General features: G+C 53.6%; 16 protein-coding genes and 3 tRNA genes. 13 read left to right on the top strand and 6 right to left on the bottom strand.

Translation table 11 applies throughout. The features are described 5' to 3' along the window. Positions 1–36: 36 nt before the first annotated feature. Positions 37–1326, top strand: coding sequence for a YeaH/YhbH family protein (locus M8006_RS07780; protein WP_250080883.1), 1290 nt, complete (start codon positions 37–39; stop codon positions 1324–1326). A 10-nt stretch (positions 1327–1336) separates the two neighbouring features. Next, positions 1337–2902, top strand: coding sequence for a SpoVR family protein (locus M8006_RS07775; RefSeq protein WP_250080882.1), 1566 nt, complete (start codon positions 1337–1339; stop codon positions 2900–2902). A 118-nt stretch (positions 2903–3020) separates the two neighbouring features. Here the strand turns inward: M8006_RS07775 and M8006_RS07770 are convergent, their stop codons facing one another. Next, complete coding sequence (locus M8006_RS07770) at positions 3021–3335, bottom strand: high-potential iron-sulfur protein (RefSeq protein ID WP_250080881.1); 315 nt, start codon at positions 3333–3335, stop codon at positions 3021–3023. 281 nt (positions 3336–3616) lie between these two features. Here M8006_RS07770 and M8006_RS07765 point away from each other — a divergent pair, with 281 nt between their 5' ends. Then, positions 3617–3892, top strand: coding sequence for an Lrp/AsnC family transcriptional regulator (locus M8006_RS07765; protein WP_250080880.1), 276 nt, complete (start codon positions 3617–3619; stop codon positions 3890–3892). 116 nt (positions 3893–4008) lie between these two features. After that, a complete protein-coding gene (locus tag M8006_RS07760) occupies positions 4009–4863 on the top strand; it encodes a DNA/RNA non-specific endonuclease (protein WP_250080965.1) in 855 nt (284 codons plus the stop codon). Between the two features lie 106 nt (positions 4864–4969). Here the strand turns inward: M8006_RS07760 and M8006_RS07755 are convergent. The 3 genes from M8006_RS07755 to M8006_RS07745 all read right to left on the bottom strand — a co-directional run bounded on the left by M8006_RS07755 (position 4970) and on the right by M8006_RS07745 (position 5341). Beyond that, a tRNA-Leu gene (locus M8006_RS07755) sits at positions 4970–5056 on the bottom strand. Positions 5057–5101: 45 nt separating this feature from the next. Continuing rightward, positions 5102–5188: transfer RNA gene (locus M8006_RS07750), tRNA-Leu, on the bottom strand. Positions 5189–5254: 66 nt separating this feature from the next. Then, positions 5255–5341: transfer RNA gene (locus M8006_RS07745), tRNA-Leu, on the bottom strand. Positions 5342–5634: 293 nt separating this feature from the next. Here M8006_RS07745 and rnr point away from each other — a divergent pair. The 9 genes from rnr to M8006_RS07700 all read left to right on the top strand — a co-directional run bounded on the left by rnr (position 5635) and on the right by M8006_RS07700 (position 15020). Continuing rightward, the gene (gene rnr / locus M8006_RS07740) at positions 5635–7980 is read left to right on the top strand and encodes a ribonuclease R (protein ID WP_250080879.1); all 2346 of its coding nucleotides are present in this window, start codon (positions 5635–5637) and stop codon (positions 7978–7980) included. A gap of 78 nt (positions 7981–8058) precedes the next feature. Beyond that, positions 8059–8859, top strand: a complete 801-nt coding sequence (gene rlmB, locus M8006_RS07735; RefSeq protein WP_250080878.1) for a 23S rRNA (guanosine(2251)-2'-O)-methyltransferase RlmB — start codon at positions 8059–8061, stop codon at positions 8857–8859. Between the two features lie 192 nt (positions 8860–9051). Next, complete coding sequence (gene rpsF / locus M8006_RS07730) at positions 9052–9420, top strand: 30S ribosomal protein S6 (protein ID WP_179928856.1); 369 nt, start codon at positions 9052–9054, stop codon at positions 9418–9420. 34 nt (positions 9421–9454) lie between these two features. Further along, positions 9455–9682 (top strand): 30S ribosomal protein S18, encoded by a 228-nt coding sequence (gene rpsR / locus M8006_RS07725; protein WP_179928855.1) that lies wholly within the window; start codon positions 9455–9457, stop codon positions 9680–9682. Between the two features lie 12 nt (positions 9683–9694). Next, entirely contained in the window at positions 9695–10546 is an 852-nt protein-coding gene (locus M8006_RS07720) for a hypothetical protein (RefSeq protein ID WP_250080877.1), read from the top strand. 15 nt (positions 10547–10561) lie between these two features. After that, entirely contained in the window at positions 10562–11008 is a 447-nt protein-coding gene (gene rplI / locus M8006_RS07715; RefSeq protein WP_250080876.1) for a 50S ribosomal protein L9, read from the top strand. A 176-nt stretch (positions 11009–11184) separates the two neighbouring features. Beyond that, a complete protein-coding gene (gene dnaB, locus M8006_RS07710) occupies positions 11185–14088 on the top strand; it encodes a replicative DNA helicase (protein WP_250080875.1) in 2904 nt (967 codons plus the stop codon). An 82-nt stretch (positions 14089–14170) separates the two neighbouring features. Continuing rightward, positions 14171–14464: a hypothetical protein gene (locus M8006_RS07705; protein ID WP_250080874.1), complete on the top strand. Its 294-nt coding sequence runs from the start codon at positions 14171–14173 to the stop codon at positions 14462–14464. 253 nt (positions 14465–14717) lie between these two features. Then, positions 14718–15020, top strand: a complete 303-nt coding sequence (locus tag M8006_RS07700) for a DUF6482 family protein (RefSeq protein ID WP_250080873.1) — start codon at positions 14718–14720, stop codon at positions 15018–15020. 34 nt (positions 15021–15054) lie between these two features. On the opposite strand, the gene M8006_RS07695 is transcribed toward M8006_RS07700, so the two are convergent. Both M8006_RS07695 and M8006_RS07690 read right to left on the bottom strand, forming a co-directional pair. Further along, complete coding sequence (locus tag M8006_RS07695) at positions 15055–15456, bottom strand: thiol-disulfide oxidoreductase DCC family protein (RefSeq protein WP_250080872.1); 402 nt, start codon at positions 15454–15456, stop codon at positions 15055–15057. Continuing rightward, on the bottom strand, positions 15453–17051 hold the full coding sequence (locus M8006_RS07690) for a cryptochrome/photolyase family protein (protein WP_250080871.1): 1599 nt from the start codon (positions 17049–17051) through the stop codon (positions 15453–15455). Before M8006_RS07690 ends, M8006_RS07695 begins: the two co-directional genes overlap by 4 nt. Between the last annotated feature and the right edge of the window lie 103 nt (positions 17052–17154).

Here is a 17154-nt window from a genome sequence, read left to right as displayed (position 1 = left end):
CGTGTTTTACGCTTGATGCCTGTTTTAGGAGGTCATATGACCTACTTTATTGATCGACGCCCCAATGCCAAGCACAAGAGCGCGGTAAATCGGCAGCGTTTTTTGGAGCGCTATCGCAAGCATATCAAGCGCTCGGTAGAGGAAGCAGTCAACCGCCGCTCCATTACCGATATGGAGCGCGGCGAAAAGGTGTCGATCCCCGCCAAAGATATCGCCGAGCCGGTGTTCCAGCATGGGCACGGCGGAGAGAGAAGCATTGTTGCGCCGGGTAACAAGGAGTTTGTTGAGGGAGACAAAATCCGCCGCCCCGACGGTCAGGGTGGCGGTGGTGGTGCCGGCGAAGGAGGGGCGTCGAATCAGGGCGAAGGCATGGACGAATTCGCTTTCACCCTAAGCCGGGAAGAGTTTCTGGAATTTGTCTTTGACGGCTTGGAGTTGCCGCATCTGCAGCGCAAGCCGCTGAAATCAATGGAAGAAGTAAAAATGGTGCGGGCGGGGTTAGCGCGCGAGGGGGTGCCGTCGCGGATCAGCATTACCCGCTCGATGCGCGAGGCCTATGCTCGGCGTATCGCGATGCGCGCTCCAATCAAGCGTGCTCTGAGAGAAGCAGAAGCGGCGCTAACGGCAGAAGAGCGAAAAGACCCAGTATTACGCAACCCTGCCCGCATCAGCGAGCTAATAGCGGAAATCGAGCGGCTGAAAAAGCGTATCGAAGCCGTGCCGTTCATCGACACCTACGATCTGCGCTACCACCAGTTGCAAGCGCAACCGCAGCCTTCCAGCAAAGCCGTGATGTTCTGTGTGATGGATGTGTCCGGTTCGATGACACAACACCATAAAGATATCGCCAAGCGCTTTTTTTTGCTGCTGTATCTCTTTTTGGAGAAACACTACGAAAAAGTGGAGCTGGTGTTTGTGCGTCACCACACCACGGCCCGCGAAGTCGGCGAGGAGGAGTTTTTCTACTCTCGCGAAACCGGCGGAACCATCGTGTCGAGTGCCTTGACGCTGGTGAATAACATTATCGAGACGCGTTACCCGCCGAACCAATGGAACCTTTATGTGGCACAGGCCAGCGACGGCGATAACTGGGACGATGATTCCGGCACTTGCCGCGAGTTACTGGTCAAAGAGCTGATGCCACAGCTGCAGTATTACACCTATGTGGAAATCACGCCCCACGACCATCAATCGCTGTGGCAGGAGTATGAAAATGTGGCGGCACAATTTCCCGAGCGTTTCGCCATGCGCAAGATTGTCGAAGCGGGCGAGATCTACCCGGTGTTCCGCGAGCTATTCAAGCGCCGCTTGAGCCAAGCCGGTTAAGGAGGTTTTGATGAGTGCTCATGGGAGTAAAAAACGCCAGCCCATTGCGACCGGCTCTGACTGGAACTTTGCCGTGTTGGAACGCTTTGATGCCGAGCTTGCAAGGCTTGCCGACGAGTATCGCCTGGATACGTACCCCAATCAGATGGAAATCATCACCACCGAGCAGATGATGGATGCTTACGCTAGCGTTGGCATGCCGGTGGGCTATCACCACTGGTCCTTCGGTAAACAGTTCTTGGCCGTCGAGCAGGCGTACAAACGCGGGCAAATGGGATTGGCGTATGAACTCGTGATCAACTCCAACCCTTGCATTGCCTACCTCATGGAAGAGAACACGTTGATGATGCAGGTGCTGGTCATGGCACATGCCTGCTACGGTCATAACTCATTTTTTAAAGGGAGCTACCTGTTTCGCACGTGGACAGATGCCGACTCCATCGTCGATTACCTGGTGTTTGCACGTAAGTACATCGCCAAGTGTGAAGAGCGTCACGGGGTGGCGGCGGTAGAGCAGCTGTTAGATGCCTGTCACGCGCTGCAAAACTATGGTGTTGATCGCTACAAACGTCCCTCGCCCATCTCCGCACAGGAAGAGGCCAAGCGCCAAGGGGAGCGCGAAGCGTATCTGCAAACCCAAGTGAACCTGCTGTGGCGAACCATTCCGGATGCCCCCGACGGCAGTGAACCGCTGCCTGGCTCGCTATCGCAGGAGGACGACCCGCTTGGGCTTCACGTCGGCGGTGTATACCCGCCGGAGCCGCAGGAAAATCTACTCTACTTCATCGAAAAGAATGCCCCGCTTCTCGCACCCTGGCAGCGCGAAATGGTGCGTATCGTGCGTAAATTAGCGCAGTATTTTTACCCTCAGCGGCAAACGCAGGTGATGAACGAGGGCTGGGCGTGCTTTTGGCACTATACGCTGATGAACCGCTTGTATGACGAGGGTAAGGTAGACGAAGGGCTGATGTTGGAGTTTTTGCAGTCGCATGCGGCGGTGATTAATCAGCCCGATTTCGATAGCCCCTATTACAGCGGCATCAACCCTTATGCGCTGGGGTTTGCGATTTTTATGGATATCAAACGTATCTGCGAAGCGCCAACGGTGGAAGATCGTCAGTGGTTTCCAGATATGGCAGGAAGCCCTTGGCGAGAAACGTTGGAATTTGCCATGCGTAACTTCAAAGATGAATCGTTTATTCAGCAGTTCTTATCACCCAAGGTCATGCGCGATCTTAAGCTTTTCATGGTGGTGGATGACGATCAAGAAGAGATGCTGAATGTAGCGGCCATTCATAACGAGCGTGGCTATCGTCGCGTACGCGAGGCGTTGGCGACCCAGTACGCGCTATCGGTGCGCGAGCCCAATATCCAGGTGGTTGAGGCGGCGATTCGCGGCGACCGCTCGCTCACCCTGCATCATGTTCAAGATAGCCGCCGACCGCTTGCGCGTAGCGTCTACCCCGTTATTCGTTATCTTCACCAGCTGTGGGGGTTCCCGGTGAAGTTGGTGTCGATGCAGGAGGGCCGTGTCATGCGACATTACCATTGGCCGGTTGAAGACAATCAGGAATAAAGGGAGTGAATGTCGGTCTTTGGCTTTTTAAGCATACCGCATGTTAAACACGACGCTAAACACGAAGAAACCCGCATGAGCGGGCTTCTTTGTGTTTAGCGTCGTAGTGGCGCTAGTTTTAACCTGCTGACGTCCAAGACTGGCACCAGCCAGCGGGTTCGACGCTGTTCTGCGGGAACAGCTGACATCCTTGATTATCTGCTGTATAGAACATGCAGTTATCGCAGCGTTCACCTTCTTCATAAGCCGGGTGGTCGCTGGCTTCACTGGCGACTTCTACGTAATTAAGCGCTTGGGCGTTGGCTGCAGATGGGTCCAGGCGCGGCAGGTCTTGGGCAAAAGCTGTCTTCGACAGGATGCCAGCACCAAGCGGCAAAGCGGCAAGGCCGAGCACGCTGTTACGCATAAAGTCACGACGACTATAATTAGCCATGATATCTCCTTTCTCGTCACGGTCTGACGTTTGGTCACGGTGGTCGGGTGGTTTTCCACCTCTTCAATGCTCCGACACGACCTGCTTTGCGGAGTTCGTCTTCATATTAGCGGAACGCACACCAGAGTGCGAATAACCTTAGTGCGATAGCGACAATTCGCCACGCGCGGTATGTGAAGGATGGCTTTCTTGTAAAGCTACGCGGCTTGGCAGGGCACTGTTATACTTCTGAAGCTGCTTCTACTTTTTATGTTTTTTCTGCGTGTAAGTGAGGTTGTGAAATGCAAAATGCTGTGATTTTAATTAATACCGAAAAGGGCCAGGTCAAAGCCGTGGCAGAGCGTTTAGCCGATGTTGAAGGGATTAGTGAAGTCTACTCGACATGTGGTCGCTACGATTTGGTCGCGATTGCACGTACCCGTGATTTTGAACGCTTGGCCGACCTTGTTACTGAACGCTTGAATTCCGTTGAGGGAATTAGCGATACCGAAACCCTCAATGCGATGCAGGTTCACTCTCGTCACGATCTTGAGACGATGTTCTCACTCGGTTGGTAAGGCGCATCGCCTTGTTGAGGGATATGGGCTGAGCGATCGGCTCACTTAAATTAGCGTTGTGTATCTAAGTGTTAAGCGGTTCGTTATTTCATGATAGGGAGTGTCGTCGTTTGGGTATGTCGTTTTTGCGCTGGCGTCGTCAAGGGCGCCGCTTAGGGGTGTCGTTGCTTTTTGTGCTGATGGCGTCCGGGCTTTGGCAGTATCAGGAGCGCCAGTACCGTGATGATTATACGTGGATGGGGGTGCCCAGTTGGGAGAGCTTAACGCCGACTTCAATACACCGTGTTTTGCGTAATAATGGCTACTTAGCGGGATGGTCCGACGTGCGGGCAGGCGCCCTATGGGTCAGCTACCAAGTAGAGGCGGTGGAAAATACCAGCATTGGCTCTCGCCCTGGCTTTAAAGCCGATTGGCGCACCCTGTGGCCGATCGGCACCGGTAGTTATGCCGGTAGCGGTTATGATCGCGGCCATTTGGCGCCCAATTATGCCATTGCTGCGGTGCATGGTCGTGATGCGCAAGTTGATACGTTTTTGATGAGTAATATGTCGCCGCAGCGGCCAAACTTAAACCGGCAACTTTGGCAGCGTTTAGAAGAAGCGGTGATGGACCACTTCGCGCCTCGTTATGAGCGCCTGCAAGTGGTAACAGGGCCTATTTATCCTGAAAATTTTATGGATAACGCCTTTAACCGCCTTGGCTTTATTGAGGTGCCCGAGGCGTTTTATAAAATCATCGTCGCGCCGCACCCGAAAACACCGCGTGCGTTGGCGTTTATCATGCCGCAGAACGTGCGGGGGAATGAGCCATTAGACGACTATTTGGTCTCCATTGACGAGGTAGAAGCACGCACGGGGCTTGATTTTTTCCCCGAGCTTTCGGCCTCGCAGGAATCAGCACTAGAAAGGCAAGTTCACACGCAAGGCTGGGCCGTTGAGCAAGTGGCGAATCGGCCGGGGCGATTCCAGTAACGTCAGCAGGGTGTGGGGATAGGTATAAGTGTATCTAGCGCGGCGCTGGTCGGTCGCGTTGTTTAATGATAGGGACGTAATAATAGAGGGAATATCGATGTTGCCTTGGTGCCCAGGAGAGGACTTGAACCTCCACAACCATACGGTCACTAGCACCTGAAGCTAGCGCGTCTACCAATTCCGCCACCTGGGCATGTCACATACGGTCTTTTAAGCGTTTTTACAATTTGCGTTCGCGTGGTGCCCAGGAGAGGACTTGAACCTCCACGACCATACGGTCACTAGCACCTGAAGCTAGCGCGTCTACCAATTCCGCCACCTGGGCGAACACAAATCTTACTTTTCTTGCTTTTGCACTAACAAATGACGAAGCATATGCACCGTCAATTATTGGTGCCCAGAAGAGGACTTGAACCTCCACGTCCATACGGACACTAGCACCTGAAGCTAGCGCGTCTACCAATTCCGCCATCTGGGCAAGTGGCGCGTATGATACCGAGGCAGCGATGAAATGCAAGACTTTTTGCGGCGCTCAAGACACCTCGTTTTGAGGCTGCCAGGCCATAAATTAAGCCTCTCTAAAACGGAGCGGCGCACTATTTTCGCTCCTTAGACGGTTGGGTGATTGATCCGGCGGCGCTATACTGCAGTCATGACCAAACAAAACTCCGATATTTTTAGCGTTTACAGCGCTGAACCTGCCCGTTCGCGGCGTATTTCGTCTGCGATATGTCACTGTTTTTTAATAACGCCATCAAGGATGTTGACTGTATGAAGCACTGGTCGTTAAGTGATGATCCGCACGCCAGCCGCGAAGCGCACAAGTACGATAACCCCGCGCCAAGCCGGGAATATTTGCTAGAAGCGCTGGAAACGTATGGCAGGCCGATTACCCATGAGGATATGAGCCGCCTACTGGGTCTTGAAGATGAAGACCTGCAGGAGGCGGTGCGCCGTCGTCTCGCTGCCATGGAGCGCGATGGCCAGGTCCTGCGCGACCGGCGTGGTGCCTATGCCTTGATTGATAAGCTAGATTTGATCAAGGGCAAGGTATTAGGACACCGTGATGGCTTTGGCTTTTTCTTGCGCGACGATGGCAAAAAGCCTGATCTCGTTTTGCCTCCCAGACAGATGCGGCGCGTATTTCACGGCGACTATGTCCTCGTGCGGGTTAGCGGTCGTGACCGCCGTGGTCGTGATGAGGCCACAATTGCAGAGGTGCTGGCGCGCAACACACAAACCATGGTGGGGGTTTACCGCAGCAACACGCCTGAATTTGGCATCCTGATCCCGGAAAATCCACGTATCACTCAAGAAGTCATCATTCCGCACAGTGCTTGCGGTGGGGCAAAAGATGGTCAAGTGATTTCTGCCAACATTACCCAGCAGCCGGCGACACGCGTTCAGCCGGTTGGTGAGGTAGTGGAAGTGCTGGGTGAACGTATGGACCCTGGTATGGAAATCGATATTGCGATCCGCAGTTATGATATCCCTGCAGAATTTCCGCCGGAAGTGCTGGACCAAATCGCCACGATCTCCGCAGAAGTAGAAGAAGATGATAAGAAAAATCGCGTTGACCTGCGTGATGTCCCGCTTGTCACCATCGACGACGAATCAGCCAAAGACTTTGACGATGCCGTCTGCGCGTGGAAAACCAAGTCAGGCAGTTGGAAGTTGCTGGTAGCGATTGCTGATGTCTCCCATTACGTACGTCCCGGTGCGCCGTTAGATGATGAGGGGCGCACGCGTGGCAACTCGGTTTACTTCCCCGGTCAAGTGGTTCCCATGTTGCCGGAGCTACTTTCTAATGGGCTCTGTTCGCTGAATCCGCAAGTGGATCGCTTGGTAATGGTTTGCGAGATGAATATCTCCAAGACCGGGGCTATCAGCCGCTACCGTTTCTACGAGGCGGTAATGAACTCTCACGCGCGTCTGACGTACAACAAAGTCGCGGCGATCCTGGATCAGGAAAGCGAGGAAGGTAAGGCGTTGCGCGAAGAGCATCAAAACCTCGTGGCGCCACTTAAAGACCTGCATGAGCTCTATTACCTGCTGCGTAAGGCGCGGGAAGAGCGCGGTGCGATTGACTTTGATACCACCGAGACGGCGATTATCTTTAATGATGAGCGCAAGATCGAAAAAATCGTGCCGCGTACCCGTAACGATGCGCATAAAATGATCGAAGAGTGCATGCTAGCGGCGAACGTGGCGACAGCGCGCTTTTTGGACAAGCACGACCTTCCGGCGCTGTACCGGATTCACGAAAAACCCACGCCCGAGCGGTTGGATAAATTACGCTTGTTCTTGAACGAGCTGGGGTTAACGCTGCCAGGTGGTGACGACCCAACACCGCAGGATTTCCAAACGCTGCGTGAAACCATCGCGGGTCGCCCCGACGCCGACATCATCCAAACGGTGATGCTGCGTACGATGAATCAAGCGGTCTACTCGCCGCAAAACGAGGGCCATTTTGGTCTGGCGTATCAAGCATATGCTCACTTTACCTCGCCGATTCGTCGCTACCCTGACTTGCTCGTGCATCGCGCGATCCGTTCGGTGCTGCGTGGGCCGCGGCAAACCAATACGGTATTGCGGGTCGAAGGTGCGCCGGTGGAGCCGCCGAGTAAGTGGTGTCCTTACACCTTTGAGCAGATGGTCGAGTTGGGCGAACACTGCTCAATGACCGAGCGTCGCGCAGATGATGCGACCCGCGACGTCGAAAGCTGGCTGAAATGCGAGTTTATGTCGGACAAACTCGGCGAAACCTTCGAGGGAACGGTGGCGTCCGTCACGCAGTTTGGCCTCTTTGTGCGCCTTGATGAGTTCTTCGTCGAGGGGTTAGTGCATGTCACTTCTTTGCCGTCTGACTACTATCATTACGAAGCAGAAAAACACCGCCTTAAAGGCGAGCGCACCGGAGCGTCGTATCGCTTAGGCGATGGGGTGACGGTTCAGGTAGCGCGCGTCGATATGGATGATCGCAAGATTGATTTCAGTCTCGCCGATGAGAAGCCGCGCCCACGCCGTCAGCCGCGCAAACAGCGTAGCGAGCAATCGGCTAAACGTCATAATAATGACGGTCAGCGCCGTTCTCGCCGCGGGCCGCGCAAGTCGTAACCTTGCGGTGGGGTGTTTTGTTATGGCTATTTTCTGCGGCTAAAAGCAAGCAAGATTGGCAACGTATAAGGATTAAGAGTGAAATCAGCGTCATCACGCCGTGGACCGCGTCCACCTGAAGGGTTAGATCAGGTGTTTGGGATTCATGCACTGGAAAGTCTGCTAGAGCGCGGTGAATCGCCTAAGGTGCTATGGATACAGCAAGGTGCGAGCAAGCGGCTTCATGCGATCATTGCACAGGCACAGTCCGCTGGTGCCAGTGTAAAAGAGCACCCGCGGGAGGCGTTGGATCAGCTAACCCAAGGGGCTGCGCATCAGGGGGTGGTGGCTTTTTGCCCGCCACTGATGCCTGAGGGTGAGGAGTCGCTATTGCTTAAGCTGCGCACATGGCAACCGGCGGCAGCGCCGCTGTTTCTTGTGCTTGATGGCGTGACCGATGTGCATAACTTCGGCGCCTGTTTGCGCAGCGCCGATGCGGCTGGTGCCCATGGGGTGATTGTGGCCAAGGATAAAGCGGCACCGCTGAACGCCACTGTGCGCAAAGTAGCGTGTGGCGCGGCGGAATCCGTGCCGGTTTACCAAGTCACCAACTTGGCGCGTACACTGGGTAAACTTAAAGATGCCGGTGTGTGGATTACCGGTGCCGCCGGTGAGGCCAGTGCCAGCGTGTATGAGATGGATTTTATCGGCCCTGTTGCGCTAGTCATGGGAGCTGAAGGTAAGGGGATGCGTCGCCTAACCCGTGAAGCGTGTGATCACTTGGCCAAGCTGCCGATGGCAGGCCAAGTCTCAAGTCTCAATGTATCCGTTGCCACTGGCATCTGTTTGTTTGAAGCGGTGCGCCAACGTCAGCTTGCAAGTCAGCCAATGTCCCACTAAAATGCTTTCGCTTGTTTATCTTGTAAACAAGCATTTGTTATACCAACTGGTTTTACCAGATCTGCTTGATGCCTTGGCACTGCCGATTAGCACGGCGGTGCTGAATGCATTTCAGTTAACTCCTTGCTTCCTTGTGAACGTATTGCCAATGGCATACGTCTCAGTGAAGCTGCCAAACCGCAAGGAGATTCCATGCGTCATTACGAAATCGTGTTTATGGTCCACCCGGATCAGAGCGAGCAAGTGCCGGCAATGGTCGAGCGCTACACAGGCATCGTCACCGAAAATGGTGGCACGGTGCATCGCTTAGAAGATTGGGGGCGCCGTCACATGGCCTACCCGATCAACAAGATCCACAAAGCCCACTACGTGTTGATGAACGTTGAGTGTGCCGGCGAGACGCTCGAAGAAATCGAGAACATCTTCCGCTTCAACGACGCTATCATCCGCAGCCTGGTTGTTCGCTGCAAAGAAGCCATCACCGAAGCGTCACCGATGATGAAGCCAGCTGAAGAAAAACGTCCGCGTCGCGAAGAAAAGCCGAGCGCTGAAACCGCGTAATTCACCCTCATTGCACGTATAAAGGAGCTCATCCATGGCACGTTTTTTCCGTCGCCGTAAGTTTTGCCGCTTCACTGCTGAAGGCGTCAAGCAGATCGATTATAAAGATCTGGATACGCTGAAGGCTTACATCACCGAAACCGGCAAGATCGTTCCGAGCCGTATCACCGGCACCAAAGCACGCTATCAGCGCCAGCTAGCAGGCGCCGTTAAGCGCGCTCGCTACCTAGCATTACTGCCCTATACCGATAGCCACCAGTAAGCCGTTAACGTGATGCTGGCACTTGCCCGATGGCTGATGCAGGCGACGCCTTATGCTGTAGGCGTCGCAGCACTTGCGTCACTAATCCCTTGGCTATTTTGGCTGGGGGCGGCGATAGCCGGGCTTGTCACACTACGTAAAGGGTTTGCCCCTGCGCTACCCGTGATTATTGCCGCCGCACTCCCCGCCGGGTGGTGGTGGATGCAAGGCGATGTGGTACCACTGGCCAGTGTTCTCCTGGTGACTTTGATGGCGGTTGTCCTGCGCGAGCGTATGCGCTGGAGTGAGGCGCTGATACTTGGCGCTATCGCAGCCTCCGTGATGGTGCAATGGGGTATTTTTACCCCGCCAGGAAGTACCGAGGCAATGCTTATGCAACTGCGCGAGAGCTCGCCAGAGGTCGAGCAGGTGCTAAGTGAGTTGACCCAGCAGGGCTTTGACACGCAAACGTTGGCTGAGCTAGTGGTTGGCGGCGTCACGGGGTTAGTGGTTTTAATCGCCGCGGTTGTCTGCTTAGTGTTAGCGCGCAGTTGGCAAGCCGGGCTTTACAACCCGGGGGGCTTTCGCGAAGAGTTCCATGCCTTATGCTTAGCACCAAAAGAACTTGCTGTTCTGTTTGTGTTGGGCGTTGTGAGTATGCTCTTTGATTTGCCCGCGTTTTCGATGCTTCTCTGGGTGCCACTGCTGATTGCGGGTATTGCGTTGGTGCATGGTGTTATTGGATTAAAGGGGATGAACGGGCTGTGGTTGGTGGCATTTTATCTATTGCTGATCACCACTTGGCCCACGATTCTCATTGTGCTGCTGTTAGGGTTAATTGATACATTCGTGAACGTTCGCGCACGCCTTGCCCGCAGCAATTGATAAGAGGTTTACGAGATGGAAGTCATTCTGCTCGATAAAATTGGTAAGCTGGGTAGCCTGGGTGACAAAGTCACCGTTAAGCCCGGTTACGGTCGTAACTATTTAGTGCCTTACGGTTTAGCCGTTCCGGCCACTAAAGAAAATATTGCCGCTTTCGAAGCCCAACGTGCTGAGCTTGAAGCCCAAGCCGCAGAGCGTAAGGCGGAAGCCGAAGCGCGCGCTGAGCAGCTCAACGACATTGAGTTGTCGCTGGTGTCTAAAGCCGGTGATGAAGGTAAACTGTTTGGCTCAATCGGTCCGCGCGATTTGGCAGACGCTATTTCCTCTGCCGGTATCGAAGTGGCGAAGAGCGAAGTGCGCATGCCGGAAGGCCCGATTCGTCAAACTGGCGAATATGACATCGCCCTTCGCTTGCACGCTGAAGTGGATGCCGCGGTTCGTATCGTCGTCGTCGCAGAGTAATTCTGCACGCCGTATACGGCTGGCTTAAAAGGCGCGGGAAATCCCCGCGCCTTTTGCTGTTTATAGTGATCCAATTTCCGTCTCGCTAAGACAGACGTTCCGGATGGGTTACGATATCGCGTTATTACGTCTGATTTTCACGCCTGCTTTTATTACGCTGAGCTAAGGAGTTCGTTATGCAGGACATCGCTGATCAAGAAACGGCAGCGCTGAAACTGCCTCCGCACTCCCTTGAGGCAGAGCAGTCGGTGTTAGGCGGGTTAATGCTCGATAACCAGGCGTGGGATAATATTTCGGACCGCTTGGTCGCTGACGATTTTTATCGTTACGAACACCGCCTAGTGTTCAATGTGATGAATCATTTGGCCGAAGCGGGGCAACCGCTTGACGTGGTGACGCTGTCTGAGGCGCTTGAGGGGCGTGACCAGCTTGATACCGTAGGCGGTTTAGCCTTTCTCGCGGAGCTTGCGCGCAATACACCTTCGGCCAGTAATATCCGCGCTTATGCCGATATCGTTCGCGAGCGGGCGACACTGCGTAAGCTGATTCGTGCGGCGAATCAAATTGCGGAAGGGGCGTTCGCGCCGCAAGGGCGCCCAGCGGATGAGCTTCTGAACGAAGCAGAAAGCTTGGTTTTTCAAATCGCCGAAGAACGGCCGAAAACCGGCGGCCCCATCGGTATGAGCGATCTTTTGACCAAAGCGGTTGATCGCATCGACGAGCTTTTCAACCTCAAAGGCGAGATGACCGGCCTCTCTTCTGGATTTCGCGATCTCGATGAGATGACCTCAGGTCTACAGCCTTCTGACATGGTGATCATTGCTGGAAGGCCCTCAATGGGCAAGTGTTTAATGAGTGGGTCGCGGTTGGTAGACCCTAACACTGGCGCTCTGGTCACTATTGATGAACTAGTGGCTCGTCAACAAGCGCCGCTTCTGACGTTAACCGATGATTTTAGGCTCAAGCAATCGCGTGCATCGGCGTTTGTTGATGATGGTAAAAAGCCCGTTTTCCGTGTTCGCACCGCGACAGGGCGGGAAGTGGCAACAACGCTAACGCACCCGTTCTTAACCGGGGAGGGCTGGCAGCCGCTGCAGAAAATAGCCGTTGGCGAACGCATTGCGGTGCCCCGTGAAATACCCGTATTTGGCCATGAAGCAATACCCGAGCACCAAGTGAAAACCTTGGCGTTTATGTTGGCTGATGGCGGCACAACACAAACCTGCCCCATGTTCACCAACAGTAGCTCGAAACTACGCGCTGATTTCACTCAAGCGGTGAGCCACTTTCCTGGCGTAACGTGTCGCTTGGTTGAACGAGACCTAAAAAGCGCCGATCGAACGCCTGCGTTGCGGGTGAGTCGGGATGCAGTGCGCTTACACCCTTTGAGAGAGCAATTTTCACAAGCGTTGCGTGAGAAGCTTCAGGCGCAAGGCATGACCGGGGAGGCGCTCGCCTCGTTGCTAAACGTGAGTAAAGCGGCGGTTAGTGCTTGGTGCAATGGGACGTCTGTTCCCGTTCAGCCAACGTTTATGCGCCTTTGTGAGACGCTGAACATGCCTTTAACGAGTGACTACTCTGCGTCTGACTATAGCGCTGTGGCAAAAAACGCCCCAAACCCTGTAAGGCATTTTCTTGAAGCGCATGGCGTGTGGGCAAAAAAGGCATTACACAAGCGAGTGCCAGACTGCGTATTTCGGTTACCTAAACAGCAATTAGCATTGTTTCTAAACCGTCTCTTCGCCTGTGACGGCAGTGCCTTTGTGCAGGCGAATGGTCAAGGGCGTATCAGCTATGCGTCATCAAGCCGTGAATTGATCCGTGATGTGCAGCATTTGCTATTACGTTTTGGAATTTTGAGCAAAATTCGTGAGAAGCAAAATCGCTACGCCAATCTGCGCCAATCACCTTGGGAACTTGAGATACTCGACCAGGCCAGTCAAAAACGTTTCATCCGCGACGTTGGTATCTTGAGTAAAGAGCGGGCATTAGCAGCGCTTAGTGTCTGTATTGACACTAAGCGCACGCATAGTAACCGTGATAGTTTGCCTAAATCGGTCAATCGCTATGTACTCGCTAAAAAAGGAGAGCGTTCACGGCGCGAGCTTTTCGAGCAATCGGGTAAAACCTTACCGGTTGGTTATAATCCACATTTGTCAGGAAGTAGTGAACGTAGCCTATCGCGCCACCGAGCTGCCGAGTTTGCCCAGCTGTTAGATGTCGATGTTTACCTCGAAAATTTAGCCTCATCCGATGTTTATTGGGATGAGGTTGTCGCCATCGAACCGCTCGGCATGCGGCAGGTCTACGACTTGACTGTGGATGACACGCATAACTTCGTCGCGGAAGATATTTGTGTCCATAACACCACGTTCGCTATGAATATGGTTGAGCATGCGGTGATTTCAAGTGATAAGCCGGTCATGGTGTTCTCCATGGAGATGCCGGCGGAATCCTTGATGCTCAGGATGCTGTCCTCGCTCGGGCGAATTGATCAAACCCGCGTGCGTACCGGTCAGCTAGAAGACGAGGATTGGCCGCGTCTGACCTCAGCGGTGAATTTGCTCAAAGATAAACAGCTCTTTATCGATGATACCGCGGCACTTTCGCCCAACGAGATGCGTTCGCGGATTCGCCGTGTGGTGCGCGAGCACGGCAATATGGCCTTGATCATGATCGACTATTTGCAGCTCATGCAGATTCCTGGCTTCTCGGAAAACCGCACCGGTGAAATTTCCGAAATTTCACGCTCACTCAAAGGGTTGGCTAAAGAGTTTAATTGCCCAGTGGTCGCGCTTTCTCAGCTGAACCGCTCGCTTGAACAGCGCCCTAACAAACGCCCGGTGATGTCAGATTTACGCGAATCCGGCGCGATTGAGCAGGATGCTGACGTGATTGCTTTTGTGTATCGCGATGAGGTGTATAACCCGGATAACCCAGATAACCAGGGGTTGGCAGAGTTGATTATCGGTAAACAGCGTAACGGACCGATTGGAACGGTTCACATGGCGTTTATCGGTAAATATACGCGTTTCGAGGATTTGGCGCCGGATAGCTATGGTGAAGCATTTGGCGGCTAACTTGAGCCTTGGCGGCGAGCCCGTATAATGCGCAGCCTTTCACGCTTATTTGTGCATTTCATCATACGATAGGGGATTAGCGATGGCAGGTGGTTTTAAACGTGGTAATCGGCAGCGTACACCCAAACTTCAAGGGCGGGGGGAACTTCAGGCGCTGGAGAGAGAAGGGCCGTTTAAAGAATGGCTGGGGATGCCGGATCTGTACCGCTATTTTCTTACTGTCGACGGTGAGAAATACAGCTATCAGACCGAAGACCCGGAGGTGCCGGTGGCTATCGGTGACAACGTGGTATTTCGCTATAAAGAAACCAAAGCGGGGAATTGGATTGACCGCAATTCCTTGGGCAAAGCCATCGACCCTTCCGAGTACCAATAGGGAAAGTGAAAGGCTGTGATGTTACTTGCACGGATGCTTTCTCGCCGGGTATGAGTGAACCAGGTATGAGCGAGCCGAGTATGGATGAATAAGTGAGGAACTCTCTTATATTGCGATCGTCATATGGCTGACATATAAACGCCATTGGAATGTCATTGGGTGACGTCATGCTAACCTGTGTAGGTAAGGGCCTGCACCGGCACACCCAGTGACACGACGTGAATAGCGATAAGGTTGATAATAGGAGGGACCCATGGAACTTAAAGCATTTAAGGCCTTTGTTGAAAAACACGATAATTTCGAAATTCGTGTCATTACGCACGCAGGAAGCCATTTTTATCAAGCCGAGCTGGAAGACGTGGAAGGCGAGCGCCATATGCTAACCCAACGAGGTAAGCCAATGCTCTTTCGTTCGCTTGACGACGTTTACAATGAACTCAAGCGCGCTGGCATCCATCGCGCGTATTTGGTGCAGCATGTGCCTCATGACGAAGTGATCGGCCGCGATGCTCACTATAGCGAGCCATTGACGTCGCGCATGCCACTGGTTTTTTAAGCGCCTATCTTTTAAACACCTATCTTTTAAGCGCCTACCTCGCTCGCGATTGGCGTTTTTCCCACCATTGCCCCAGTTTTACCCGCCGGCGAGCAAAAAAGCGATAACTGGCGTCCATTACGGCGCACGCAACGGGCAAGCAAGAAACCCATACCAGCCGCCGGTAGCCCAGTACCGCATAGAGGGCCCGGCTGGCATCCATACCGATGTACCACCTTCCTTGGTTATCCAGCACGTGCAGTTTGCCCATCATGGCATCAAAATGAGTGTTGTAATCGTCTGCGTAAAAATGCTCATCTTGAATGTCGACCAGTTTAACGCGCTCGCGGTGGCGGTGTTTGCCAAGCCACTTGACCTCAATACGGCAGAAGGGGCAGTGGCCGTCGTGAAACAGCGTCACCGGTGCTTTGGCGTCTAACGTGCGAAAACGGCTCATGATGCTGCCTCTGGGTTTCGATGGGTTTTGTCATAGTAACCGTCGGTGTGGGTGGCATCGCCGTAACCGGGTGCGGTGTCGAGTTGGGCGAGAAAGGCGTCGGCTTGTTGGCGCATGGCGTCACGTTTTTCCGTTTTCATTCTGGCGAGTGAGCCGTATATCAGCTTCATGCGTGGGTTTTGGCTCAGCTCACTCTCATGTGTTTCCAGAAAGTGCCAGTATAGGCTGTTTAACGGGCAGGCTTTGGCCCCGGTGACTTGCTTAGGCGAGTAACGGCAGTGTTGGCAATGATCTGACATCCTGTCGATATATTTACCCGACGCGCAGTAAGGTTTAGAGCCCATCAAGCCGCCGTCAGCGTGGAGTACCATGCCGAGCGTATTGGGCAGTTCAACCCACTCGCAGGCATCGGCGTAGACGGCGAGATACCAATCGCACAGGGCTTCTGGCTTCACACCGCACAGCAGGGCAAAATTGCCCGTCACCATCAGGCGTTGAATATGGTGGGCGTAGCTGTTGTCGATTGTCATCTCAATTGCGCGCTGTAAGCAGCGCATGTCGGTGTTGCCATCCCAATAAAATGCTGGCAAATCGCGAGTAAAGCCCAACCGATTTTCGCGCTTATAGTTCGGCATTTGCGTCCAGTACAAACCGCGCACGTATTCGCGCCAGCCGAGAACCTGCCGAATAAACCCTTCCACTGCGTTAATCGGTGCCGACCCTGTGTCATAGCAAGTGGTAGCGGCTTCGCACACTTCGCGCGGTGAAAGTAGGCCAATGTTCATCGCGACCGCTAAACGCGAGTGAAATAAAAATGGGTCGGTATCGCTGATGGCATCCTGATAGCGGCCAAAATCGGGCAGGCAGTGGTCTAGAAAATGGCGTAGCTCTACCAGCGCCTGGCGCCGTGTGACCGGCCAGTTAAACGTCTCCAGCGTACCCATATGCTGACTAAAGTGTTGCTGTGCCACAGCCAGTGCTTCGCGCGTTAGCGCATCGTGTTGGTGTTGTGGGGGGCGAGGTACTTCAAACGTTTCCGGCAATGGCTCACGGTTATCATGATCGAAGTTCCACTTTCCGCCAGCAGGTTCGCCATTCTCCATCAAAAGGCCGGTACGTTTACGCTGTTCGCGATAAAAATACTCGAGCCGTAGCTGTTTGCGTCCTTTAGCCCATTGGGCAAAATCCTCGGGCGTGGTGAAAAAACGGTCATCTTCAAAAAGCTGCCACGGTAAAGCGGCATCTTCGCGCTTTTGTATGGCGTGCCAAAGTCGCCATTCGCCGGGTCTTACCGCTTGAATATGGTCGCAGTTGTAAGCATTTGCTAACCGCTCGGCTTCACTGAGTATATCGTGCGTGTTATCGGCGTCGCCCAACGCGCTATAGTGAACGGTGAAACCTTTTTCGCGCAGCGTTTGGGCAAAATGTCGCATTGCCGCCAAAAAAACACCGATTTTGTGGATATGGTGAGGGACGTATTGCGCTTCATTTGCCACTTCGCACAGGGCAATGACAGCGTTTTCCGGGGCCTGGCGAAGCGTCGGCAGTGAAAGTGTCAGCTGGTCACCTAATACGACAATAAGCGGCTGGGACATGAGTTTGCCTATAGTTATACAAATTGTACTGATAGTATAACTTCATGCTGCCCATTTGCGAAAAATGTTAAAATGGATTCATACATTACGTGTTTGCCCACGT

Source organism: Halomonas llamarensis (assembly GCF_023555005.1).
In the GTDB taxonomy this organism is placed as follows: Bacteria; Pseudomonadota; Gammaproteobacteria; order Pseudomonadales; family Halomonadaceae; genus Vreelandella; species Vreelandella llamarensis.
This window is presented reverse-complemented; position numbering and strand designations above follow the sequence as displayed.